The sequence below is a fragment of the Streptomyces sp. PT12 genome (assembly GCF_003311645.1).
Classification (GTDB): Bacteria; Actinomycetota; Actinomycetes; order Streptomycetales; family Streptomycetaceae; genus Streptomyces.
Window position 1 is genome coordinate 292,523 of record NZ_QEST01000079.1, and the last position, 21,966, is coordinate 314,488.

21 protein-coding genes and 1 pseudogene are annotated in these 21,966 nt (G+C 73.4%); 19 read left to right on the plus strand and 3 right to left on the minus strand.

Annotation, left to right across the window (positions count from 1 at the left end; translation table 11 throughout):
* Positions 1-27: 27 nt before the first annotated feature.
* Entirely contained in the window at positions 28-288 is a 261-nt protein-coding gene (locus tag DEH69_RS31340; protein WP_181727309.1) for a hypothetical protein, read from the minus strand.
* A 73-nt stretch (positions 289-361) separates the two neighbouring features.
* Here DEH69_RS31340 and DEH69_RS07725 point away from each other — a divergent pair, with 73 nt between their 5' ends.
* The 5 genes and pseudogenes from DEH69_RS07725 (at position 362) to DEH69_RS07740 (ending at position 3,465) form a co-directional block, all read left to right on the plus strand.
* On the plus strand, positions 362-1,318 hold the full coding sequence (locus DEH69_RS07725) for a LysR family transcriptional regulator (RefSeq protein ID WP_258534513.1): 957 nt from the start codon (positions 362-364) through the stop codon (positions 1,316-1,318).
* Positions 1,319-1,475: 157 nt separating this feature from the next.
* Positions 1,476-1,688: pseudogene (locus DEH69_RS07730) on the plus strand (ATP-binding cassette domain-containing protein); the annotation flags it as partial.
* Positions 1,689-1,760: 72 nt separating this feature from the next.
* The gene (locus DEH69_RS32475; RefSeq protein ID WP_258534514.1) at positions 1,761-1,958 is read left to right on the plus strand and encodes a hypothetical protein; all 198 of its coding nucleotides are present in this window, start codon (positions 1,761-1,763) and stop codon (positions 1,956-1,958) included.
* Between the two features lie 64 nt (positions 1,959-2,022).
* Complete coding sequence (locus DEH69_RS07735; protein WP_258534523.1) at positions 2,023-2,796, plus strand: SAM-dependent methyltransferase; 774 nt, start codon at positions 2,023-2,025, stop codon at positions 2,794-2,796.
* Between the two features lie 51 nt (positions 2,797-2,847).
* Positions 2,848-3,465 carry a DUF4291 domain-containing protein gene (locus tag DEH69_RS07740; protein WP_113686122.1) on the plus strand — a complete coding sequence of 206 codons (618 nt, stop codon included), beginning with the start codon at positions 2,848-2,850 and terminating at the stop codon, positions 3,463-3,465.
* Positions 3,466-3,484: 19 nt separating this feature from the next.
* Here the strand turns inward: DEH69_RS07740 and DEH69_RS07745 are convergent, their stop codons facing one another.
* Positions 3,485-4,540 (minus strand): Rv2578c family radical SAM protein, encoded by a 1,056-nt coding sequence (locus tag DEH69_RS07745; RefSeq protein ID WP_113686123.1) that lies wholly within the window; start codon positions 4,538-4,540, stop codon positions 3,485-3,487.
* Positions 4,541-4,689: 149 nt separating this feature from the next.
* Here DEH69_RS07745 and DEH69_RS07750 point away from each other — a divergent pair, with 149 nt between their 5' ends.
* The 14 genes from DEH69_RS07750 (at position 4,690) to DEH69_RS07815 (ending at position 21,056) form a co-directional block, all read left to right on the plus strand.
* Complete coding sequence (locus tag DEH69_RS07750; RefSeq protein WP_113686124.1) at positions 4,690-5,142, plus strand: SRPBCC family protein; 453 nt, start codon at positions 4,690-4,692, stop codon at positions 5,140-5,142.
* Positions 5,143-5,426: 284 nt separating this feature from the next.
* Complete coding sequence (locus tag DEH69_RS07755) at positions 5,427-7,970, plus strand: SpoIIE family protein phosphatase (RefSeq protein ID WP_258534515.1); 2,544 nt, start codon at positions 5,427-5,429, stop codon at positions 7,968-7,970.
* Between the two features lie 40 nt (positions 7,971-8,010).
* A complete protein-coding gene (locus DEH69_RS07760; RefSeq protein WP_113686126.1) occupies positions 8,011-8,847 on the plus strand; it encodes a M55 family metallopeptidase in 837 nt (278 codons plus the stop codon).
* Positions 8,840-10,195: a M20/M25/M40 family metallo-hydrolase gene (locus tag DEH69_RS07765; RefSeq protein ID WP_113686127.1), complete on the plus strand. Its 1,356-nt coding sequence runs from the start codon at positions 8,840-8,842 to the stop codon at positions 10,193-10,195. The genes DEH69_RS07760 and DEH69_RS07765 overlap by 8 nt, the downstream gene beginning before the upstream one ends.
* Positions 10,196-10,233: 38 nt before the next feature.
* Positions 10,234-12,285 (plus strand): LpqB family beta-propeller domain-containing protein, encoded by a 2,052-nt coding sequence (locus tag DEH69_RS07770; protein ID WP_113686128.1) that lies wholly within the window; start codon positions 10,234-10,236, stop codon positions 12,283-12,285.
* Positions 12,286-12,398: 113 nt separating this feature from the next.
* Positions 12,399-12,815, plus strand: coding sequence for a CBS domain-containing protein (locus tag DEH69_RS07775; RefSeq protein WP_113686129.1), 417 nt, complete (start codon positions 12,399-12,401; stop codon positions 12,813-12,815).
* Between the two features lie 87 nt (positions 12,816-12,902).
* Positions 12,903-13,145 carry a LapA family protein gene (locus DEH69_RS07780; protein ID WP_113686130.1) on the plus strand — a complete coding sequence of 81 codons (243 nt, stop codon included), beginning with the start codon at positions 12,903-12,905 and terminating at the stop codon, positions 13,143-13,145.
* A gap of 82 nt (positions 13,146-13,227) precedes the next feature.
* Entirely contained in the window at positions 13,228-15,195 is a 1,968-nt protein-coding gene (locus DEH69_RS07785; protein WP_113686131.1) for a DUF5107 domain-containing protein, read from the plus strand.
* A gap of 266 nt (positions 15,196-15,461) precedes the next feature.
* Entirely contained in the window at positions 15,462-16,223 is a 762-nt protein-coding gene (locus tag DEH69_RS07790) for a DeoR/GlpR family DNA-binding transcription regulator (RefSeq protein WP_113686132.1), read from the plus strand.
* A 39-nt stretch (positions 16,224-16,262) separates the two neighbouring features.
* Entirely contained in the window at positions 16,263-17,624 is a 1,362-nt protein-coding gene (locus DEH69_RS07795; RefSeq protein ID WP_113686133.1) for a sugar ABC transporter substrate-binding protein, read from the plus strand.
* Positions 17,621-18,607 (plus strand): carbohydrate ABC transporter permease, encoded by a 987-nt coding sequence (locus DEH69_RS07800; RefSeq protein ID WP_113686134.1) that lies wholly within the window; start codon positions 17,621-17,623, stop codon positions 18,605-18,607. Before DEH69_RS07795 ends, DEH69_RS07800 begins: the two co-directional genes overlap by 4 nt.
* Positions 18,604-19,425: a carbohydrate ABC transporter permease gene (locus tag DEH69_RS07805; RefSeq protein WP_113686135.1), complete on the plus strand. Its 822-nt coding sequence runs from the start codon at positions 18,604-18,606 to the stop codon at positions 19,423-19,425. Before DEH69_RS07800 ends, DEH69_RS07805 begins: the two co-directional genes overlap by 4 nt.
* A complete protein-coding gene (locus DEH69_RS07810) occupies positions 19,422-20,411 on the plus strand; it encodes a zinc-dependent alcohol dehydrogenase family protein (RefSeq protein WP_113686136.1) in 990 nt (329 codons plus the stop codon). Before DEH69_RS07805 ends, DEH69_RS07810 begins: the two co-directional genes overlap by 4 nt.
* Before the next feature lie 144 nt (positions 20,412-20,555).
* Complete coding sequence (locus DEH69_RS07815) at positions 20,556-21,056, plus strand: DUF1772 domain-containing protein (RefSeq protein WP_113686137.1); 501 nt, start codon at positions 20,556-20,558, stop codon at positions 21,054-21,056.
* Positions 21,057-21,090: 34 nt separating this feature from the next.
* On the opposite strand, the gene DEH69_RS07820 is transcribed toward DEH69_RS07815, so the two are convergent.
* Positions 21,091-21,891, minus strand: coding sequence for a class I SAM-dependent methyltransferase (locus DEH69_RS07820; protein ID WP_113686138.1), 801 nt, complete (start codon positions 21,889-21,891; stop codon positions 21,091-21,093).
* Positions 21,892-21,966: the final 75 nt, after the last annotated feature.

Genomic DNA, 21,966 nt, shown 5'->3' on the forward strand with positions numbered 1-21,966 from the left:
TGGGAAAAGCGTAGGGGAGAGGGGCGTTCACGGGGAGTCGGGGCACTCGGGGACGTGGCCGCCCGAGACGAGCGGCGCGGTGCGCGGGTCGTCGGGGGTGAGGGCCATGCGGAGCCCGCCGCATGTGGGGCAGCGGGTCCAGCGGACCGTTCCCTCGCTGGTGACGTGCCGTGAGACCTCGACGGGGGGCGCGGGGGCGCGGGGCGCGTCGGTCGTGTGGGTTGTGCCGGTCGTGTGGGTCGTGCCGGTCGTGTGGGTCGTGCCGGTCGTGTGGGTCGTGATCGTCATGGTTCGAGTGTCGGGGCGGATGACTGTTCGCGTCCATTGCATGTTTCCCCGGGTGTATGTGCAGAATCGCTGCATGATTGATCTGCGTCGACTCCAGGTGCTCAGGGCGGTGCACCAGCACGGCACCGTCACGGCCGCGGCCGCGGCGCTGCATCTCACGCCCTCCGCCGTCTCCCACCAACTAAGGGAGTTCTCACGTGAGTTGAAGGTGCGGCTGATCGAGCCGCAGGGCCGGGGCATCCGCCTGACGGGCGCCGCGCACCTCGTGATCGAGCACGGTGACGCGGTGCTCGCCCGCTGGGAGGAGGCCGAGGCGGCGCTCGCCGCGCAGCGCCAGGGCGAGGCGGGGCTGCTGCGCATGTGCGGCTTCCCGAGCGCGGTCTCCGGGCTCATCGCCCCCGCGACGGCGCTGCTGCGGGAGCGGCACCCCGGGCTCGCGGTGGAGGTCACCGAGGCCGAGGCGCCCGCGGGGTTCGACATGCTGATGTCGACGGACTCCGACATCGCCGTGCTCGCGCCGCCCGCGGGGTTCCCGCACCCCAAGGACTCGCGCTTCGACCAGGCTTCGCTGCTCGAGGACCCGTTCGACCTGCTCGTCTCCGCGGGGCACCCGCTGGCGGCGCGCGCCTCGGTCGCGCTGGGCGAGACCGCGGGCGAGGACTGGGTGCTGCCGCTGCCCGACAGCTGCGACCACCACCGCCGCGTCATGGTGTTCTGCGCCGCCGAGGGCTTCACGCCGCGCGTGACCCACCATGTCAGGGAGTGGTCGGCCATCTCCGCCATGGTCTGCCACGGACTTGGCGTCACCCTCTTTCCTCGCCTCGCCGAGATCCCGCCGTCGCACACGGTCGTCCGGGTGCCGGTCACCGCGCAGATGCCGCTCTTCCGGCACGTCCTCACGTGTGTGCGGGGCGGCAGCCGCGACCACCCGGTGATCCGTCGGGGTCTTGACGCGCTGGCCGACGTGATCGCCCGCCATCCGGCGCTGCGCGACGCGCCGGGGCCGCCGCTTTCCGTGAGTTCCGTGTGAGTTCCCTGGCCACGGGGGCGCGGGCGCCCCGGCGTTCCCCGCGGGACGCGCGCGCCCCTCACACGCGGCGTTCATGAACGCGCAGGCCGGGCCCACATAGGCGGACGAGGGCGGGGTGGTGCGCGCGGTGCGCACACCACCGGCTCCTGGAGTCCTGGTGATCGATGTTCGTGGGCTGACCAAGCGGTATGGCGACGTCCTCGCCGTGGACCGCCTGACCTTCGCCGTCCGCCAGGGCGGGGTGGCCGGCTTCCTCGGACCCAATGGCTCGGGCAAGTCGACGACGCTCCGCGTGATCCTGGGCCTCGACGCCGCCACCTCGGGCGCCGCGACCGTGGACGGGCGCCCCTATGGCGCGCACCCCGCGCCGCAGGGTCGACGAGGTGCTGGCCGAGGTCGGCCTTGAGAGGGCGGCGCGGCGCGGGGCGGGAACGTGGCGGTCGTGGCCTCCCTGGTGGCGGCGCACCATGGGCGGGTCGAGCTGCACACCGCGCCGGGGGAGGGGGCGACCTTCCGCATGCTGCTGCCGTTGCACGGCGAGGGCGAGGGCGAGGGCGAGGGCGAGGGCGAGGGCGAGGCCGCGCGGGCCGCCGACCCCTTCGCATCCGACAGGACCGGACCGTTCCGTTCCGTCGAGTGATCAATTCGCGCCGTTCTCAACGGGGGTGACTGACCGGCACTCATGTCATGATCCGGCGGTGAGCGTGGATGCGAGCCTGGCGCACAACGCGCGGGTCTGGGACTACTGGCTGGGCGGCCGGGAGAACTACGAGGTCGACCGCAGGGTCGGCGACCACGTGCGCGCCATGTTCCCCGGCATCGTCCAGGTGGCGCGCGCCGATCGGCGGTTCCTGGGGCGGGCCGTGCGGTACCTCGTCGGATACGCGGGGATACGGCAGTTCCTCGACATCGGCACCGGGCTGCCCACCGTCGAGAACACCCATGAGATCGCCCAGCGCCTCGCGCCCGACGCCCGGGTCGTCTACGTGGACAACGACCCGCTCGTGCTCGCCCACGCCCGCGCGCTGCTGTACGGGACCCCCGAGGGCATGACCGACTATGTCGACGCGGACGTCCACGAGCCCGAGGCGATCCTCGACGCGGCAAAGAAAACGGTCGACTTCGATCGTCCGGTGGGCCTTCTCCTGCTGGGAATCCTTAATTTCGTGCTGGACACGGACCGGGCCGTGGCCGTTGTCGATCGCCTGCTGGACGCGCTGTCGCCCGGCAGCTATGTGGTGATCACCCACCCCACCGGCGAGTTGGGCGGCGCGGAGAACGAGGCCGCGATGCGCTACTGGAACGCCCACGCCACGCCGCCGATCACCGCGAGGACCGGCGCAGAGGTGGCCCTTTTCCTGCGTCGTGTCGAGCTGTTGGCGCCGGGCCTGGTGTCCTGCTCGCGGTGGCGGCCCGAGGCGCGGGACATGGCGGGGCGCGTGGTCCCGCAGTTCGGCGCGGTCGGCCGCACGGGATAGTCGTCGGCGACGGGGAAAACCCCTCGTCGGGCGGGCCCCGCGGCTTCTGCGCTGCCTGCCATACCCGAGCCCGCCCCCGAGCCCACGCGCCGCGTCAGGGCCGCCTTCACCGACGACACGGTCACCGTCTACCAGGCGTACGCGCCCGCGAGCGGCGTTCCGGCGGCGCGTGACGGGCGATTTCCGGCCAGTTGGAGCCGGGAGCGGATGACCTGGATCAAGCCGTCGTTCCTCTGGATGATGTACCGCTGCGGCTGGGGCCTGAAGGAGGCGCAGGAGACCGTTCTCGCCGTCGACATCCGGCGCGACGGCTTCGAGTGGGCGCTGCGCAACGCGTGTCTTTCGCACCACGTTCCCGAGCTGCACGGGGAGCGCGACGCGTGGCGGCGCGCCCTGAAGAACGCCCCGGCGCGCGTGCAGTGGGACCCCGAGCGCGACCTGCGCCTCGCGCCCCTGCCGCACCGTTCGCTCCAACTCGGCCTCTCGGGCCCGGCGGCCCGCCGCTACGCCGACGCGTGGCTGACGGGGATCAGGGATGTGACGCCGCTGGCCCGCGAGATCCACGGCCTGGTGCGGGGCGGCGACCTGGAAGCGGCGCGGCGCCTGCTGCCCGTCGAACGGCCCTACCCGGCAAGCGCGGAGCTGACCGCCCACCTCGGCGGCGCGTAGACACCGCCCCGGCGCGTCCTCACAGCAGCGTCAGCTGGGTGCCAAGGGGCTCGGGCTCGGGGTCGGGATCGGGTTCGGGCTCGATGTCGTCCTCGTCGGCCCGCGGCGGCCGACGGTGCGCGCCAGGGCCGACCGGGCCCATGCCGTACTCGGCCGCCAGCTCGTGCACCTGGCCCGTGATCCGCCGCTGGTACCACGTGGGGGCGTATGCGCCCCCCGCGTACAACACCTGGTAGCGGCGCACCAGATCGGGGTGGTGGTGCGCGAGCCAGGCCATGAACCACTCGCGCGCCCCGGGGCGCAGATGCAGCGCGAGCGGGGTCACGGACTCGGCGCCCGCCGCGGCGATCGCGCGGACCGTCTCCCGCAGCTGCGCGGGGGAGTCGGTGAGATAGGGGATGACGGGCGCCATCAGCACCCCGCAGGGGATGCCGTGCTCGCGCAGGGTGCGGACCACGCCGAGGCGCCGCTCGGGCGCGGGGGTGCCGGGCTCGACGGTGCGCCACAGGGCGCGGTCCACCGAGCCGACCGAGACGGAGATGCCCACGTCGGTGACGGCCGCGGCCTGGCGGATCAGCTCGAGGTCGCGCAGGATCAGCGTGCCCTTGGTGAGGATCGAGAACGGGTTCGCGTGGTCGCGCAGGGCGGCGATGATGCCGGGCATGAGGCGGTAGCGGCCCTCGGCGCGCTGGTAGCAGTCGACGTTGGTGCCCATGGCGATGTGCTCGCCGCGCCAGCGGCTCGCGCCCAGCTCGCGGCGCAGCAGCTGGGGGGCGTTGACCTTCACGACGATCTGGGTGTCGAACCCGATGCCCGTGTCGAGGTCCAGATAGCTGTGCGTCTTGCGGGCGAAGCAGTACACGCAGGCGTGGCTGCACCCGCGGTAGGGGTTGACGGTCCAGGTGAAGGGCATCCGGGAGGCGCCGGGGACGCGGTTCACGAGGGAGCGGGCCCGCACCTCGTGGAAGGTGATCCCGCGGAATTCGGGGGTGTCGAACGTCCGGGTCACGACGTCCGTGCCGAAGAGGGCGGGGGCGGTGGCCGGTGATCCCTCGCTCAGATGGTTCCAGCGCATGGGCATCTCCTCGCTGCTGTCGTACCAGAATAGAACACACGTTCGTAGCTCGGGTGTCAACCCGGATCCGGCCGCCCCGGTGGCCCGCGCCCCCGCGCGGCACTGACAGACTGGGCCGCCACGTTCCTCAACAGGCAGGAGAACAAGGCATGGCGCTGGTCGAGGTCGTAGCGCGGCGGGACATCAAGGCCGAGCCGGACGACGTGCTCGACGCGATCGCGGACTACAAGGAGGTGCACCCGAGGCTGCTGCCCGAGCAGTTCACGGAGTACGAGGTCCGCAAGGGGGGCGACGGCGAGGGCACGGTGCTGTACTTCAAGCTCCAGGCGACCTCCCGCAGGGTGCGGGAGTGCCTGCTCGACGTCACCGAGCCCCGGGACGACACGCTGGTGGAGACCGACCGCAACTCCACGCTCGTCACCACCTGGACCGTGGTGCCCGTCGCCGAGGGCGGCACCGGGCAGGCGCGCGTGACCATCCAGACCACCTGGGAGGGCGCCGGGGGCGTGGGCGGCTTCTTCGAACGCCTCTTCGCGCCCCGCGCGCTCAGGTCGATCTACGACCAGATCCTGGCCAACCTCGCCACCGAGACGGAGAAGTAGCCGCAGGCTCTCCCTCGGGGCTCCGACCGCGACATACACCGTGCCCGGCGCCGACGGCGCCGGGCTCCTGTGCGTCAGCGCCCCCGCGTCAGCGCCCTCAGCCGGGGAGCGCGCTGGCCGACGCGCGCCCTTCGTCCGGTGGACGCGCCCGGCGCGCGGACCGTGGCGTGGAAGCGGGCTTCGGCGCGCGATCCCAGGTCCCGCGCGCCCGCCCCCGGGTTCGCCTGCGACGGGGGTCCATGGGCGCGTACCGTGGAGGGGCGCCCGGCCCAGAAGGAGAGACGGTGGCACCCCATTCCGCGCATGAGCGGCCGGAAGACTCCGAGTCGTTACCCCCGACCACCGCCTCGGGCCGCGTCCCTCTCGCCGTCATCGTCGTCGACGGCGCGGGCCTGGTCTCGCACTGGAGCATCGGCGCCCGCCGCCTCTTCGGGCTGGCCGCCGACGAGGCGGTGGGCCGCCCGGCCACCGAGATCATGCCCGTCTCCGGGGTCATCGACCGCACCGCCGAGCTGGTCGACGCGGGCGCCGAGCCGCCCGACCCCAAGGACCCCGCCGCCGCGCTCGGCCGCCTGGACCCCGAGGCTCGGGTCGACGTGCTGTTCGGCGCCGACACCGCCGAGCTGACCCAGCCGACCTCGGGCCGCTTCTGGACCCGCCACCCCGAGCGCGACCGCTGCCCGAGCGACGTCCTGTGGTGGGTGTACCCCCTGCGCGGCCCCGGGGGCGCCCGCGTCCTGGTGCTCGCCGCCGACGGCAGCGGCGTGCGGCCCGACGCCGATGACGACGACGAGCCAGGCGAGCGCGTCGCGGCCGCGTTCGCCGCCCACACCGACTTCGCCGAGGCCGCCGAGCTGGCCAAGCGGCTCCCCGAGATCCTGCCCCGGATGAGCCCGGGGGAGGGCGGCCGCATCGCGGCCCAGGTCCTCCGACTCGGCTACCCGGTCCTGGAGTTCAGCCGGAGCACACGCGTTCCCGTCACCCCCGACTGGGGTGTGCCCCGGCGCGTGACCCGGCGCGCGCGGCTGCTGCGCGCCGCCGAGGAGGCCAGGGCCGCGGCGGACGAGGAGGCGGCCGCGGCCGCCGAGGCCGAGCTGCTCTCCGACCTCGAGCACGCCGCCGCGCGCGAGCGCCTGGAGTTCCTCAACGAGGTCAGCGCCCGCATCGGCTCATCCCTCGACCTGCACCGCACCCTCACCGAGATCAGCCGCGCCGTGGTGCCGCGGTTCGGCGACGCCGTGGGCACCTATCTGCGCGAAGAGGTCGTCGCGGGCGAGCGGTTCGCCGACGGGCCGCCCGCCGCATCGACCCTCTGGCACCGCGTCACGATCGAGCACGACGACGAGCCGGGCCGCTGGGACGACGTCGTGCCCGTGGGCGAGTCGACGACGCTGCCCGTTCAGACGCCGTTCTTCCGCTGCATGGTCGCGGGCGAGCCCATCCTGGTGCCGCGCGTCACCCAGGAGATGGGCGACGCCATCGCCTCCCGCTTCGAGAAGCGCGACCTGCGCCCCCTCCTCACCCACCGTTCGATGCTGGTGCTGCCGCTCACGGCGCGCCGGATGGTGCTGGGCTTCATGGTCCTGCTGCGGCACGCCGACCGCGACGCGTTCGACGACATGGACCGCTCCACCGGCGCGCAACTGGCCGCGCGCGCCGGGCTCGTGCTCGACAACGCCCGGATGTACACGCTCCAGGAGTCGCTGGCCGACACGCTCCAGGACGGCATGCTGCCCCGCGTCACCCACAGGATGGCGGGCTGCGAGACCGCGACCCGCTACCTGCCTGGCACCCGGCTCGGGCGGGTCGGCGGCGACTGGTTCGACACCATCAGGCTGCCGGGCTGCCGCACCGCGCTGGTCGTCGGCGACGTGATGGGCCACGGGATCCACTCCGCCGCGATGATGGGCCAGCTGCGCACCGCCGTGCGCACCATGGCGGCGCTGGGCACCGAGCCCGTCCATGTGCTGCGCGGCCTCGACGACCTCGCCCAGCGGCTGGGTGACCACTACCTCGCCACCTGTCTCTACGCCGTCTACGACCCGGTCGGATCCGAGCTCCAGCTGACCAACGCCGGTCACGTTCCGCCCGTTCTCGTGCGCGCCGCCGATGGCCGCGGCGAGCTGCTCGACCTGCCGACCGGCGCGCCCATCGGCGTGGGGCGCGTGGCGTTCGGCACCGTCACCGTGCCCGTCGCGCCCGGCGACCGCCTGGTGATGTGCACCGACGGCCTGGTCGAGGTCAGGGGCAGGGACATCGGCGTCGGCCTCGCCGCGCTCTGCGAGTCCGCCGCACACCCGGCCGCCTCGATGGACGACGCGTGCGACACGATCATCCGCGCGCTCGCCGCCGCGACCGCGTCCGACGAGCGCAAGGACGACGTGGCGCTGCTGATGGCGCGGCTCGGCGGGATGCCGAGGGGCGACGTGGCCACGTGGCACTTCGACGCCGAGCCCGCCCAGGTCCCGCGCGCCCGCCGCCTGGTCGTCGAACGGCTCGCGAGCTGGGGCCTGACCCCTCTCGCCGACACCACGGAGCTGTTGGTCAGCGAGGTGCTGACCAACGCCGTGCGGCACGCGGCCCGTGGCCCTGTCCGGGTACGCCTGGTGCGCGCCGACGCGCTGCTGTGCGAGATCACCGACCACGGACCCGAGCTCCCCGTGCTGCGCGAGGCCGCGCCCGACGACGAGGCGGGGCGCGGCCTCGCCGTCGTCAGCCACCTGGCCAGGGCGTGGGGCACGAGCCGCGCGGGCCGGGGGAAGACCGTGTGGTTCGAGCAGGGCCTCGGCCCCGCCACCCCGGGGACCGCCCCCGACAGGCGCCGTTGATCTGGCTGGGGGTCCCGCACGCCGGGTAACGTGACACCCCATGACCAGGATCCTGATCTCGGCCGACATGGAAGGGGCCACCGGAGTCACCTGGCCCGCCGACTGCCTGCCCGGCACCCCCGAATGGCAGCGCTGCCGCCCGATGTTCACCTCCGACGTCAACGCCGCGATCACCGGCTTCCTCGACGGCGGCGCCGACTCCGTCCTGGTCAACGAGGCGCACATGACCATGCGGAACCTTCTGCTCGAACAGCTCGACGACCGCGCCGAGATGCTGACGGGCCGCCACAAGGCCCTGAGCATGGTCGAGGGCGTCCAGCACGGCGACGTGGACGGCATCGCGTTCATCGGGTACCACACGGGCGCGGGCGACGAGGGCGTGCTGGCCCACACCTACCTCGGGAACTCGCTGACCGGCGTCTTCGTCGACGGCGCCCGCGCGAGCGAGGGCCTGCTGAACTCCCTGGTCGCCGCCGAGTACGGCACCCCGGTCGTCCTGGTCACCGGCGACGACCGCACGTGCGCCGACGCCCGCGGGTACGCGCCGCACGCGCGCACGGTCGCCGTCAAGGACTATGTGTCGCGTTACGCCGCCGTCTGCCGCACCCCCGCGCGCACGGCCGGTGACATCCGCGCCGCCGCGGCCGAGGCCGTCGCCCTCGCGGTGCGCCACGAGCCCGCGGGGCCGAGGCCGCGTACCGTCGAGATCGAGTTCGACGCCGAGCACCTGGCGGGCGCCGCTACGGTCGTTCCAGGGGTGGAGCAGACCGGGCCGCGCAGGGTGGCGTACACCGCGCCCGACATGTACGAGGGAATCCGCTGCTTCAAGGCGGTCACGACACTGGTATCCGCGGCGGTGGAGGAATGGTATGGCTGAGGCGGACGCTCCCCACATCGACGAGTCGGCGCTTTCGGAGGCGGTCCGCTTCACCTCGGACCTGATCCGCATCGACACCACCAACCGCGGCGGCGGCGACGGGGTCGAGCGCCCCGCGGCCGAGTATGTGGCGGCCCTCCTGGCCGAGGTCGGCGTCGAGCCCCTGCTGCTCGAGAAGGCGCCGGGACGCACCAACGTCGTCGCGCGCGTCCCAGGCACCGACCCCGCCGCCCCCGCGCTGCTGGTGCACGGGCACCTCGACGTCGTGCCCGCCGACCCGGCCGAGTGGGCCATCCACCCGTTCTCGGGCGAGATCCGCGACGGCGTGGTCTGGGGCAGGGGCGCGGTGGACATGAAGGACTCCGACGCGATGGTGCTCGCCGTGGTCCGCGCGTGGGCCAGGGCCGGGGTGCGGCCGCGGCGCGACATCGTGCTGGCGTTCACCGCGGACGAGGAGGACACCGCGCAGTTCGGCTCCGGCTTCCTGGCGGCCAGCCGCCCCGAGCTGTTCGACGGCTGCACCGAGGCCATCGGCGAATCGGGCGCGTTCACCTTTCACCCGGGCGATGGCCGCCGCATCTACCCGCTGGCCGCGGGGGAGCGCGGCACCGCGTGGCTGCGGCTGACCGCCCGCGGGCGGGCCGGGCACGGGTCCAAGATCAACCACGCCAACGCCGTCACCCGCGTCGCCGCGGCCGTCACCCGCATCGGCGAGCACACGTGGCCGGTCAGGCTCAGCCCCACCGTGCGCGCCGCGCTCACCGAGCTCGCCGCGATCTACGGCGTGCCGCTGCCCGACCTGGACACCGCGGACCCCGCGCGCCTCGCCGACGCGGTGGACGGGCTGCTCGCGCGCCTCGGCCCGGCCGCCGCGCTGGTCGCCCCCACCGTCAGGAACAGCGCCAACCCCACGATGCTGTCGGCGGGTTACAAGGTGAACGTCATCCCGGGCAGCGCGACCGCGCAGGTGGACGGGCGGGTGCTGCCGGGCGGCGAGGAGGAGTTCGCCGCGACCCTCGACCGGCTGACCGGGCCCGAGGTGGACTGGGAGCACGTCCACCACGAGATCCCGCTCCAGGCGCCGGTGGACGCGCCGGCGTACGCCGTCATGAGGGACGCGCTGCTGCACTTCGACCCCGGTGCGCACGTCGTCCCCTACTGCATGTCGGGCGGCACCGACGCCAAGCAGTTCTCGCGCCTGGGCATCGCCGGATACGGCTTCATGCCGCTGCGGCTGCCCGAGGGGTTCGACTACCAGGCGATGTTCCACGGCGTCGACGAACGCGTCCCCGTCGACGCCCTCCACTTCGGCACCCGCGTCCTCGACCGCGCCCTGCGCGCCCTGTGACGCCCCGCCCCGCTCGTTCCCACGCAACGGGAGGCCCCGTGCACCAAGCCCCGTACGGCAGTTGGCCCTCGCCCATCGACGCCGCGCTCGTCGCCGCGCGCTCGGGCGCACCCGAGTACCTCGGCGCGGTCGGCGACGAGCTGTGGTGGACCGTGCCCCGGCCCGATGAGGGCGGGCGGCGCGCGCTGATGCGGCTCGCGCCCGACGCGGGCGGCGCCGTGTCGGTGCTGCCCGCGCCGTGGAACGTCCGCAGCCGTGTCCACGAATACGGCGGCCAGCCCTGGGCGGGGCTCGCGCGGGACGGCGGCGGGCCTCTGATCGTGTTCGCCGACTTCGCCGACCAGCGGCTGCATGCCGCCGAGCCCGACACCGCCGAGGGCCCCGGCGCCGCCCAGCCGCGCCCGTTGACGCCGCTGTCCTCGGTGGGCGGCGGGCTGCGCTGGTGCGACCCGGTGCTCAGGGACGGCGAAGTGTGGTGCGTGCTCGAGGAGTTCACCGGGGAGCGGCCGGGCGAGCTGCGGCGGCTGCTGGCCGCGGTGCCGCTCGACGGCACCGCGGCCGACGACCGCTCGGCGATCCGCGAGCTGACCGACGACCGGCACCGCTTTGTCACCGGGCCCCGGATCTCCCCCGACGGCACGCGCGCGGCGTGGCTCGCCTGGGACCACCCGCGCATGCCGTGGGACGGCACCGAACTGGTGATCGCCGACATCACCGCTGCCCCCGGCGGGCGCCATGAGCTCACCGGGGCGCGCACCCTGATCGGCGGCCCCGGCGAGTCCGTCGCGCAGGTCGAGTGGGCCGCCGACGGCACGCTCCTGGCCGCCACCGACCGCACCGGCTGGTGGAACCTGCACCGGGTGGACCCCGACACCGGCGACGCCGTTGGCCTGTGCCCGCGCGACGAGGAGTTCGCCGACGCCCTGTGGCGCGTCGGGACGCGCTGGTTCGCGCCCCTGGACGACGGAAGGGTCGCCGTGCTGCACGGCGTCGGCGCGCGGCGGCTCGGCGTACTCGACCCGGCCACCGGGGAGTTGGCCGACGCGGCGGGCCCCTGGGCCGAGTGGTCGGGGCCGCTCGCCGTGCGCGGCTCCAGGGTGGCCGCCATCGCGGGAGGACCGGACCGCGGCAGGGAGATCGTGTGCCTCGACACCGTCACCGGCCGCTGCCGCGCGGTGGCCGAGGAGCACGAGCACGCGGTGGACCCCGCGTACTACCCCGAGCCCGTCGCCCGCACCGTCACGGGCCCCGGCGGGCGCGAGGTGCACGCCTATGTCTACCCGCCGCGCCATCCCGAGTTCACGGGCCCCGATGGCGCCGCGCCGCCCCTCGTGGTGCGCGCGCACGGCGGGCCCACGGGGCGCGCGGCGATGCTGCTCGACCTGGAGATCGCCCACCTCACCTCGCGCGGCTTCGCCGTCGCCGACGTCAACTACGGCGGCTCCACCGGCTATGGCCGCGCCTACCGCGAGCGGCTGGCCGGGCAGTGGGGCGTGGTCGACGTCGAGGACTGCGCCGCCGTGGCCCGCGCCCTGGTCGAGGAGAGCGCCGCCGACCCCGACCGGATCGCCATCAGCGGCGGCAGCGCGGGCGGCTGGACGGCCGCCGCCTCCCTCGCCTCACCCGCCACGGCCGGGCTCTACGCGTGCGCCGCGCTCACCTACCCGGTCATCGACCTGGCCACGTGGGACGAGAACGGCACACACGACTTCGAGGCGCGTTACCTCGACGGGCTGATCGGCCCGCGCGACGAGGCGGCCGACCTGTACAGGGAGCGTTCCCCCGCCGCGCGCGCCGACCTGATCTCCGTGCCGTTCGTGCTGCTCCAGGGCCTGGACGACCCGATCTGCCCACCGGCCCAGGCGGAGGCGCTACTCGCCGCGGTGGTGGGGCGCGGGGTGCCGCACGCGTATCTCACGTTTCCCGGCGAGGGCCATGGCTTCCGCCGCGCGGAGACCATCCGCCGAGCGATCGAGGCCGAGCTTGGCCTGTATCTGACCGTTTTCGGCATCGAACGCCCGGATGCGCCCGCCCTCGATCTGGGCGGCCTCGCGACGGGCGCACCCGGGGGCGCGGGGGAGCGCGGATAGGGCGCGCCTCCAAGGGGCGCCAGCCGGTCGACGATCACTCGAATGGCGCAGGTGGCCGTCCCGGGTGACGATGGAGTCGGAGGATGAGACTGTCCGAACCGAGGAGGGATGACATGACCACTGCCGCGGACATCATGAGCCCCGGCGCCCAGTGGATCCCCGACACGGAGACGCTCGACCGTGCCGCGCAGCTCATGCGCGAGCACGACGTCGGCGCGCTGCCCGTCAGCGACGAGAACGAGCGGTTGTGCGGCATCATCACCGACCGTGACATCGTCGTGCACTGCGTCGCCGCGGGCCACGACCCCGCCCGGGTGACCGCGGGTGACCTGTGCCGGGGGACGCCCCGCTGGATCAGCAGCTCGGCCAGCGTCGAGGAGGTTCTCCAGGAGATGGAGATCCACCAGATCCGCCGACTGCCCGTGATCGACGGCGACAAGCGCCTGGTCGGCATGATCAGCGAGGCCGACCTCGCCAGGTCGCTCACCGACGACCAGATCGGCGAGTTCGTCGAGCACGTCTACGCGTAAACGGCGCCCGCCCACCGCGCCTGCGCCGCATGCCGCCGGATCTCCCGGCGGCATGCGGCATGCGCGCGCCGCTCGCATGCTGGTGCCATGCACTCTCACCACCACTCGCAGCGGCAGGGGACCGCGGGGGAGACCGAGACCTTCTGGACCACGGGGCGCGTCGTCGTCGCGGTGATCGCCGGGCTCACGCTGTGGTTCGTCTTCGCGAACACCAGGCAGACCCGGATCAGGCTCTTGATCCCCGAGGTGACGATGCCCCTGTGGCTGGCGTTGCTCTTCACGCTGATCATCGGCGGCCTGGCTGGCCGGTATCTGCGCCACCGCAAATGAGTGCGGTGCGGGGCCCTGTTGTTCCGTCAGGCCGCGAGGTGTTCCATGGGCCCTCAGCAGTCGTACGGCGGGGGGAGACCCTATGGCACGCAGCGCCACGACCATCCGACGTTCCACCCTGACCCTGCCCGTCGCCCCGCTGGGCCCCGAGAACCCCCTGCCGCCGCTCCTCCCGAGGGACGACCCGCACCGGATCGACCCCAGGCAGCGCGCCACGCTGCCGCCCGACATGGCGCGCCAGGTCGGCTACGCGCCGCTGACCTCCGTCCTCCCGACCCGCCTGCGCGACGGCTACGGCCGCGACCGGGTCCCCACCGACCTCGACGCGATCGTCCTGGAGAACGACCGGCTCACCGTCACCGTGCTCCCCGCCTACGGCGGCCGGGTGTACGCGATGCGCCACAAGCCCACGGGCCGCGACCTGCTCTACACCAACCCCGTGATCCAGCCCGCCGACTTCGCGCTCAACGGCGCGTGGTTCTCCGGTGGCATCGAGTGGAACATAGGAGCCACCGGGCACACCACGCTCTCCTGCGCGCCCCTGCACGCCGCCGTGCTCGAAGGCCCGGGCGGCGCCCCGACGCTGCGCCTGTGGGAGTGGGAGCGGCTGCGCGACCTGCCGTTCCAGGTCGACCTGTGGCTGCCGGAGGGCTCCGACTTCCTCTTCGCCGGGGTCAGGCTGCGCAATCCGCACGACGTGACCGTGCCCGTCTACTGGTGGTCCAACACCGCCGTGCCCGAGACGCGGCACGGCAGGGTGCTCGTCCCTGCCGACGAGGGCTGGCACTTCGGGTACGAGCACCGCCTCACGCCCATCCCGTTCCCCGAGTGGCGCGGCGCCGACCGGAGTTACCCCCTGCACGGCGACTTCCCCGCCGACTACTTCTACGAGGTGCCCGCCGAGTCGAGGAAGTGGATCGCCGCCGTCGACCGCGACGGCAACGGCCTGGTGCAGACATCGACCGCGACGCTGCGCGGCAGAAAGCTCTTCGTGTGGGGCGCGGGCCCCGGCGGGCGGCGCTGGCAGCGGTGGCTCACCGAGGACGGCGCGCCGGGCTACGCGGAGATCCAGGCGGGCCTGGCGCGCACCCAGCTCGAGCATGTGCCGCTGGCCGCGGGCGGCGAGGTGTCGTGGGTCGAGTGCTACGGCCCGATGGACGCCGACCCGACCGTGGTGCGGGGCCCCGACTGGGCCGCGGCCCGCGCCCACGCCGAGAAGCGGCTGGCCGCGACGCTGCCCGAGGCCACCGTTGACGCGGCCTACCGCGCGTGGCTGCCGCTCGCCGACCGCGATCCCGACGAGGTGTTGCACACCGGCAGCGGGTGGGGCGCGCTCGAGGTCGCGCGCGGCGGCTACGCGCTGCCCGGCACGCCGTTCGACCCCGCCACGCTCGGCCCCGACCAGCGGCCCTGGCTCACGCTGCTCGACACAGGTCGCTTCCCCGAGGAGGACGCGGCGCCCGAGCGCCCGCCGGGGCCGAGCCTGGTCGCCCAGCCCTGGCGTGAACGCCTGGAGTGCGCGCCCGGCGGGCCGCTCACCGACTACCACCTGGGCGTCGCCCAGTGGCACGCGGGCGACCGGGCGCAGGCGCGGCGCAGCTGGGAGCGTTCGCTGTCCGCCGCGCCCAGCCCGTGGACCTCGCGCTGCCTGGCGCTGGCCGAGGCGTGGGGCGGCCATCCGCAGCGCGCCATCGCGGGCGCGCTCGCCGCGGCCAAGCGCGCCCTCGCCACCGAGGGCGTCGACCCGGTCGCGCTCGCCGCGCTGGCCAGGGACATGATCCCGGTGCTGCTCGACGCGGGGCGGGCGGACATCGCGCGCCGCGTGTTCGACCGGCTGCCGCGGGAGGTGCGGGCCCGCGGCAGGTTCCGGCTGCTCGACGCGCGGATCCTGCTCGCGCTGGGCGACAGGGCGGGCGCGAGGGCCATCTTCGACGCGGGCTTCGAGGTCGCCGACCTCCGCGAGGGCGACGAGGTCCTGAGCACCACCTGGGCCCTGCTGACCGACGACCCGCTGCCCGCCGCGTACGAGTTCAGGATGCGCCCCGCCTGAGGCGCCTGCCCGTTTCGTTGGCCCCGCGCCCGTGTCCGGCCGCCCGGATGCCAGGACCCCTATCGGGCGCGGAACGGGCAGGGGTCGCGGTCCGTTCGGGCAGCCGCACCCCGGCTCCTCCTGGTCACAGCTCGTCGAACGGGCATAACCGGGCACGATCGGGCGCCTGGGGACCATGGTCAGGGTCATGCCACCGGGGTAGAACTCTCCACACGGGCCCACACGGGCATGGAGGCAGGACCCGGACGGCTGCGAGGAGGCACGCCATGACCGCGGAGGAGCGTCAGCGCGCCATCGTCGGGGCGGCCCGGCGCTCGGGCTCGGTCGAGGTGACGCAGCTCGCCAGGACGCTCGGCGTGGCCAAGGAGACCGTGCGCCGCGACCTCAAGGTGCTTGAGGCGCACGGGCTGTTGCGCCGCACCCACGGCGGCGCGTACCCGGTGGAGAGCGGCGGCTTCGAGACGACGCTCGCGGCGCGCGCCACCCGGCACATCCCGGAGAAGCGCCGCATCGCCGCCGCGGCGGCCGAGCAACTCGGCGACGCGGAGACCATCTTCGTCGACGAGGGCTTCACCCCGCAGCTCATCGTCGAGTCGCTTCCCAGGGACCGCCCGCTGACCGTGGTCACCGCGTCCCTCGCGGTGGCCACCGCGCTCGCGCCGGTCAAGGACTACACCGTGCTGCTGCTCGGCGGCCGCGTCCGCGGCTCCACGCTGGCCACGGTGGACCACTGGACGGCCAAGATGCTCGCGGGATTCGTGATCGACCTCGGCTTCATCGGGGCCAACGGCATCTCGCGCGAGCACGGCCTCACCACCCCCGACCCCGCCGTGGCCGAGGTCAAGCGGCAGGCGGTGCTGGCCTCGCGGCGCCGCGTGTTCGCGGGCATCCACACCAAGTTCGGGGCGGCGAGCTTCTGCCGGTTCGCCGACGTGCCCGACCTCGACGTGATCGTCACCAGTACGAGCCTCGGCACGGCCGAGGCACACCGCTACTCCCTGCTGGGGCCGCACCTCATCAGGGTCTGACCCGCCCTCAGCGCCCGCGACATCCAGGAGTCCCCCACCATGCGTAAGAAGAGCCGACTTGTCCTGCGTTCGATCGTGGCCGGAGCGACGGCCACCACCTTTCTCGCCGCGTGTGCCGGGGCCGGGGGCTCCGGCGGCGGAGGCGGGGGAGAAAGCATCAACGTCCTGATGGTCAACAACCCCCAAATGACCCAGCTCGAGCAGCTGACCGCTGAGCACTTCACCGAGGAGACGGGCATCGAGGTCAACTTCACGGTGCTCCCGGAGAACGAGGTCAGGGACAAGATCAGCCAGGACTTCGCCAACCAGTCGGGCCAGTACGACGTGGCCACGATCAGCAATTACGAGACGCCCATCTACTCGGGCAACGACTGGCTGCACCCGCTGGACGACTATCTGGCGGACGACGCCGACTACGCCGTCGACGACATACTGCCGCCCATCCAGAGCTCGCTGACCGGCGCTGACGGGCGGGTCTACGCCCAGCCGTTCTACGGCGAGTCCTCGTTCCTGATGTACCGCACCGACGTCTTCGACGAGCACGGCCTTCAGATGCCCGAGCGGCCCACGTGGCAGGAGGTCGCCGACCTGGCCGCCGAGGTGGACGGGGCCGAGGAGGACATGAAGGGCATCTGTCTGCGCGGGCTGCCGGGTTGGGGCGAGGTCATCGCGCCGCTCACCACGGTCGTCAACACGTTCGGCGGCACATGGTTCGACGCCGAGTGGAACGCCCGCCTGACCGATCCCGAGTTCGTGGAGGCCACGGAGTTCTATGTGAACCTGGTCCGCGAGCACGGCGAGTCGGGCGCGGCGCAGGCGGGCTACGCCGAGTGCCTCAACAACATGGTCCAGGGCAACACCGCGATGTGGTACGACGCCACCGCGGGCGCCGGTTCGCTTGAGGCCGAGGACTCCCCGGTCCGCGGCACCATCGGCTATGTCCCCGCCCCGGTCGTCGAGACCGAGTCGTCGGGCTGGCTCTACACGTGGGCCTGGGGCATCCAGCGCGCCTCCGACAACGCCGACAACGCCTGGGAGTTCATCTCCTGGGCGTCGAGCGCCGAGTACGAGGAGCTGGTCGGCGAGACCCTCGGCTGGGAGAACGTGCCCGCTGGCAAGCGCGCCTCCACCTACGAGAACGCCGACTACCGGGCGGCGGCGGGCGCGTTCTACCAGGTCACGCACGACGCCATCGCCGAGGCCAGGCCCGATGACCCGGGCGTGCAGGAACGCCCCGCGCCCGGCGTGCAGTTCGTCGGCATCCCCGAGTTCACCGACCTGGGCACCCGCGTCTCCCAGGAGATCAGCGAGGCGATCGCGGGGCGCCAGAGCGTCCAGGACGCGCTCGACGCGTCGCAGGCCCTGGCCGAAGAGGTGGCGGAGGAGTACAGGAACCGATGACGAGCGCCACGACCAAGGCCGCCCCCGGCGGCCCGGGCGCGCCACCGCGGCCCGGGGCCAAGACGGCCCCGGGCCAGGGGCGGCGCGCGAACCGTGCCAAGGCGTGGGCCACCCGCGCCCCGCTGCTGCCCGCCCTGATCTTCCTGATCGTCGTCACCCAGCTGCCGTTCGTCGCCACGCTGGTGATCTCGCTCTTCGACTGGAACGCCCTCTACCCCGACGACCGCGCCTTCACCGGCCTCGGCAACTACGACACGGTCATCGGCGACGCCGACCTGCGCGGCGCCGTCGTCACCACCGCCCTGCTCACCGCCACCGTGGTGCTGGTCAGCCTGCTACTCGGCCTCGGCCTCGCGCTGCTGCTCGACCGGAAGTTCGCGGGCCGCGGCCTGGTGCGCACGATGACCATCACGCCGTTTTTGCTGGTGCCGGTCGCCGCCGCGCTGCTCTGGAAGCACATCCTGTTCAACCCGGAATACGGCCTGCTCAACGGGCTGCTCGCGGGGATCGGCGACCTCTTCGGCTTCACCGCGCCCGAGCGCGACTGGATCTCCGAGATGCCGCTCGTGGCCGTGGAGGCGGCGCTGATCTGGCAGTGGACGCCGTTCATGATGCTGATCCTGCTCGCCGGGCTCCAGAGCCGCCCGCTCGAGCTCTACGAGGCCGCGCGCCTTGACGGCGCGAGCAACTGGCAGCTCTTCCGCCATCTCACCCTGCCGCACCTGCGGCGCTACCTCGAACTCGGCGCGCTGCTCGGTTCCATCTACATCGTGCAGCACTTCGACGCGGTCTTCACCATCACCGGAGGCAGCCTCGACACCGCCAACCTGCCGTATGTCGTCTACCAGGAGTTCTACGCCGCGCAGGAGTACGGGGTCGCCTCGGCGGCCGGCGTGCTCGTCGTGATCGGCTCGCTGCTGATCGCCACCTTCGCGCTGCGCGTGGTGTCCTCCCTGTTCCGTGAGGAGGGCAGCAGGGCATGAGGATCAAGAACGCCTCCCTCACCCTCGGGGCCTGGCTGGCCGGGATGATCTTCTTCCTGCCGGTGGCCTGGATGGTGCTCACGTCGTTCCACTCCGAGGCCGACGCCGCGAGCAACCCCCCGGCGTTCACCGCGCCGCTCACCCTGGACGGCTACCGCGAGTTCTTCGGGACCGGCGGGGGGCCCGACCCATGGCCGCCGCTGATCAACTCCCTGACGGCCTCGCTCGCCTCCACGCTGCTGGTGCTGCTGCTCGCGCTGCCCGCCGCGTACGCGCTGACCATCAGGCCCGTGCGGGCGTGGCGCGACGTCCTGTTCTTCTTCCTGTCCACCAAGATGCTGCCGGTGATCGCGGGCCTGCTGCCGATCTACCTGTTCGCCAGGGAGATCGGCTTCCTCGACAACATCTGGCTGCTGGTCATCCTCTACACCTCGATGAACCTCCCTATCGCCGTGTGGATGCTCCAGTCCTTCCTCGCCGAGGTGCCCGTGTCCGTCATCGAGGCGGCCCAACTCGACGGCGCCAGGCTGCCCGCCGTGCTCGGCCGGGTGGTCGCGCCCGTGGTGCTGCCCGGCATCGCGGCCACGGCGTTGATCTGCTTCATCTTCAGCTGGAACGAGCTGCTCTTCGCCCGGGTGCTGACCGGCGTCACGGCGGAGACCGCGCCGGTCTTCCTGACGAGGTTCATCACCAGCCAGGGCCTCTTCCTCGCCCAGCTGTCCGCCGCCTCGATCGCCATCTCCCTGCCGGTTCTCGCCGCGGGGTTCGCCGCCCAGGACAAGCTGGTCCAGGGCCTGTCGCTAGGAGCAGTCAAGTGAAAGCCGCCCTCATCGAATCCGTCGGCCAGGTGACCGTCACCGATGTACCCGACCCGGCCCCGGGGCCGCGCGAGGTCGTGGTGAAGGTGGCCGCCTGCGGGCTGTGCGGCACCGATCTGCACATCAGGGAGGGCGAGTTCGCGCCCCGGCTGCCCGTGGTGCCGGGGCACGAGTTCGCGGGGGAGATCGCCGAGACCGGCCGGGACGTCACGGAGCTGGCCGTCGGCGACCGGGTGGCCGTCGACCCGTCGCTCTACTGCCACGAGTGCCGCTACTGCCGCGGCGGCCACAACAACCTGTGCGACCGCTGGGCCGCCATCGGCGTCACCGTCTCGGGCGGCGCCGCCGAGTACGCCCTGGCGCCCGTCGCCAACTGCGTCAGGCTGCCCGACCATGTCACCCTCCAGGACGCGGCCCTCATCGAGCCGCTGTCGTGCGCGATCCGCGGCTACGACGTGATGCGCTCGACGCTCGGCGCCCGCGTGCTGATCTACGGCTCGGGCACGATGGGCCTGATGATGCTCGAGCTGGCCAAGCGCACCGGCGCGAGCGGCGTCGACATGCTGGACCTCAACCCCGAACGGCTCGCCACCGCGCGCGATCTGGGCTGCTCATCCGCCGCGGCGACCGCCGACGAGCTGGACCGGCCCGAGGGCTGGGACGTGGTGATCGACGCGACGGGCAACGCCGCGGCCATCCAGGACGGCCTCGGCCGCGTCGCCAAGGCCGGAACGTTCCTCCAGTTCGGCGTCGCCGACTACGCGACGCGCGCCACGATCGAGCCGTTCAAGATCTACAACCAGGAGATCACCATCACCGGCTCCATGGCCGTGCTGCACAGCTACGAGCGCGCCGCCGACCTGTTCGCCGGTGGCCTGCTGGACCCCGCGGTGTTCATCAGCGACCGGCTGCCGCTCGACGACTACCCGCGCGCGCTCGACCAGTTCGCGGCGGGCGTCGGGCGCAAGATCGTGGTGGTGCCATGACGCGCTGCCAGCTCCTGTGACGACGAGCTCCTGGACGACCAGCTCCTGGACGACGAGCTCCTGGACGAGGCCGTAGCGCCCCGCGTATGGGGTGAAGCGGCTCGACGATGGGCCGGGGCGCGCCCCACCGGTTGTACTCGCGGCATGCCGATCACCGCCGCGGTCACCGCCGCCCTCGCCCTTCTGTTCGCCGCCGCCATGACCGGCGTCTTCTTCGCGTTCTCGGTCTCGGTGATGCCGGGGCTCGACGCGATCGAGCCACCGCACGCCGTGCGGGCCATGCGGTCCGTCAACGTCACGATCGTCAACCCGGCGTTTCTGCTGGCGTTCCTCGGCCTGCCCGCCGCGGCCCTGGCCACCGGGGTGCTGCTGATCCTGCTCGGACACCGGGCCGCTGGCCTGGCGTTCCTCGCCTCGGGGGCCGTCTACCTGCTGGGCGCGCTCCTGCCCACCGGGGCGGTCAACGTCCCGCTGAACGACGCACTCGCCGCGCTCGGCACCCCGGAAAGCGCGGCGCGCGCGGCCGAGGCGTGGGCGGACTACGCGCCGCGCTGGACCCGCTGGAACCATGTCCGCGCGGCCGCGAGCGGCCTGTCGCTGCTGCTCGGGGCGCTCGGCGTGTGGCTGTGGGGGCGGGGCCGCTGACGTTCGGCGGCGCGGCGCTCGGCGGCGCGGCGCCTCAACGGCACAGCACCTCGCCGTGCAGCACGGTGAACCACCCGTCGGGCCGCTGGCCCCACTCGCGCCAGGCGGCGGCGATCCGCTCCAGGTCCCCCGTGGTGGCGTGGCCGCCGTCCACCGCGGCCTCGGCGAACGCGGACGCCGTCGCACGCTCCGACCAACTCCCGCTCCACCAGGCCCGGTCCTCGGGCGACGCGAAGCACCACACCGATGCCGTGGCCGTGACGTCGGCGAACCCCGCACGCCTCGCCCACGACGCGACGCGGCGGCCCGCGTCGGGCTCCCCGCCGTTCGATCTGGCGACCCTCCGGTACAGCGAGCGCCACTCGTCGAGGCCCGGCACCCGCGGGAACCACGTCATCGCCGCGTAGTCCGACTCGCGCGCCGCCACCAGGCCGTCGGGGCGGCAGACCCGGCCCATCTCGCGCAGCGCGCCCACCGGGTCGGCGACGTGCTGGAGCACCTGGTGGGCGTGGACGATGTCGAACGAGGCGTCGGGCAGGTCGAGCGCGTGCACATCGCCCGTCGCGAAGCTCACCCCCGCGAGCCCGCGCGAGGCCACCTCGGCCCGCGCCGCGTCGAGGATCCCCGGCGCGTGGTCGAGCGCCGTCACGGGCCCCGGCGCCACGCGCTCCGCCAGGTCGGCGGTCAGCGTGCCCGGGCCGCAGCCGATGTCGAGCAGGGCGAGCCCAGGGCGTAGCCTCGGCAGCAGATAGGCGGCGGAGTTCTCCGCGGTGCGCCAGCGGTGGGAACGCAGCACCGACTCGTGGTGCCCATGGGTGTAGGTCGCTTCCTGCATGGCGCCACCCTCCCTCCCGTCTCGGCATCCGGGCAAGGTGGTTCCGCGATGTGGACGCCCTCACTGGTTCGGCCC

Excerpts from the sequence above, each read along its gene's own strand:
- DEH69_RS31340 (WP_181727309.1), bottom strand. The coding sequence starts at position 288 with ATGACGATCACGACCCACACGACCGGCACGACCCACACGACCGGCACG.
- DEH69_RS07725 (WP_258534513.1), top strand. The coding sequence starts at position 362 with ATGATTGATCTGCGTCGACTCCAGGTGCTCAGGGCGGTGCACCAGCAC.
- DEH69_RS07745 (WP_113686123.1), bottom strand. The coding sequence starts at position 4,540 with ATGCGCTGGAACCATCTGAGCGAGGGATCACCGGCCACCGCCCCCGCC.
- DEH69_RS07750 (WP_113686124.1), top strand. The coding sequence starts at position 4,690 with ATGGCGCTGGTCGAGGTCGTAGCGCGGCGGGACATCAAGGCCGAGCCG.
- DEH69_RS07760 (WP_113686126.1), top strand. The coding sequence starts at position 8,011 with ATGACCAGGATCCTGATCTCGGCCGACATGGAAGGGGCCACCGGAGTC.
- DEH69_RS07765 (WP_113686127.1), top strand. The coding sequence starts at position 8,840 with ATGGCTGAGGCGGACGCTCCCCACATCGACGAGTCGGCGCTTTCGGAG.
- DEH69_RS07775 (WP_113686129.1), top strand. The coding sequence starts at position 12,399 with ATGACCACTGCCGCGGACATCATGAGCCCCGGCGCCCAGTGGATCCCC.
- DEH69_RS07780 (WP_113686130.1), top strand. The coding sequence starts at position 12,903 with ATGCACTCTCACCACCACTCGCAGCGGCAGGGGACCGCGGGGGAGACC.
- DEH69_RS07785 (WP_113686131.1), top strand. The coding sequence starts at position 13,228 with ATGGCACGCAGCGCCACGACCATCCGACGTTCCACCCTGACCCTGCCC.
- DEH69_RS07790 (WP_113686132.1), top strand. The coding sequence starts at position 15,462 with ATGACCGCGGAGGAGCGTCAGCGCGCCATCGTCGGGGCGGCCCGGCGC.
- DEH69_RS07795 (WP_113686133.1), top strand. The coding sequence starts at position 16,263 with ATGCGTAAGAAGAGCCGACTTGTCCTGCGTTCGATCGTGGCCGGAGCG.
- DEH69_RS07800 (WP_113686134.1), top strand. The coding sequence starts at position 17,621 with ATGACGAGCGCCACGACCAAGGCCGCCCCCGGCGGCCCGGGCGCGCCA.
- DEH69_RS07805 (WP_113686135.1), top strand. The coding sequence starts at position 18,604 with ATGAGGATCAAGAACGCCTCCCTCACCCTCGGGGCCTGGCTGGCCGGG.
- DEH69_RS07815 (WP_113686137.1), top strand. The coding sequence starts at position 20,556 with ATGCCGATCACCGCCGCGGTCACCGCCGCCCTCGCCCTTCTGTTCGCC.
- DEH69_RS07820 (WP_113686138.1), bottom strand. The coding sequence starts at position 21,891 with ATGCAGGAAGCGACCTACACCCATGGGCACCACGAGTCGGTGCTGCGT.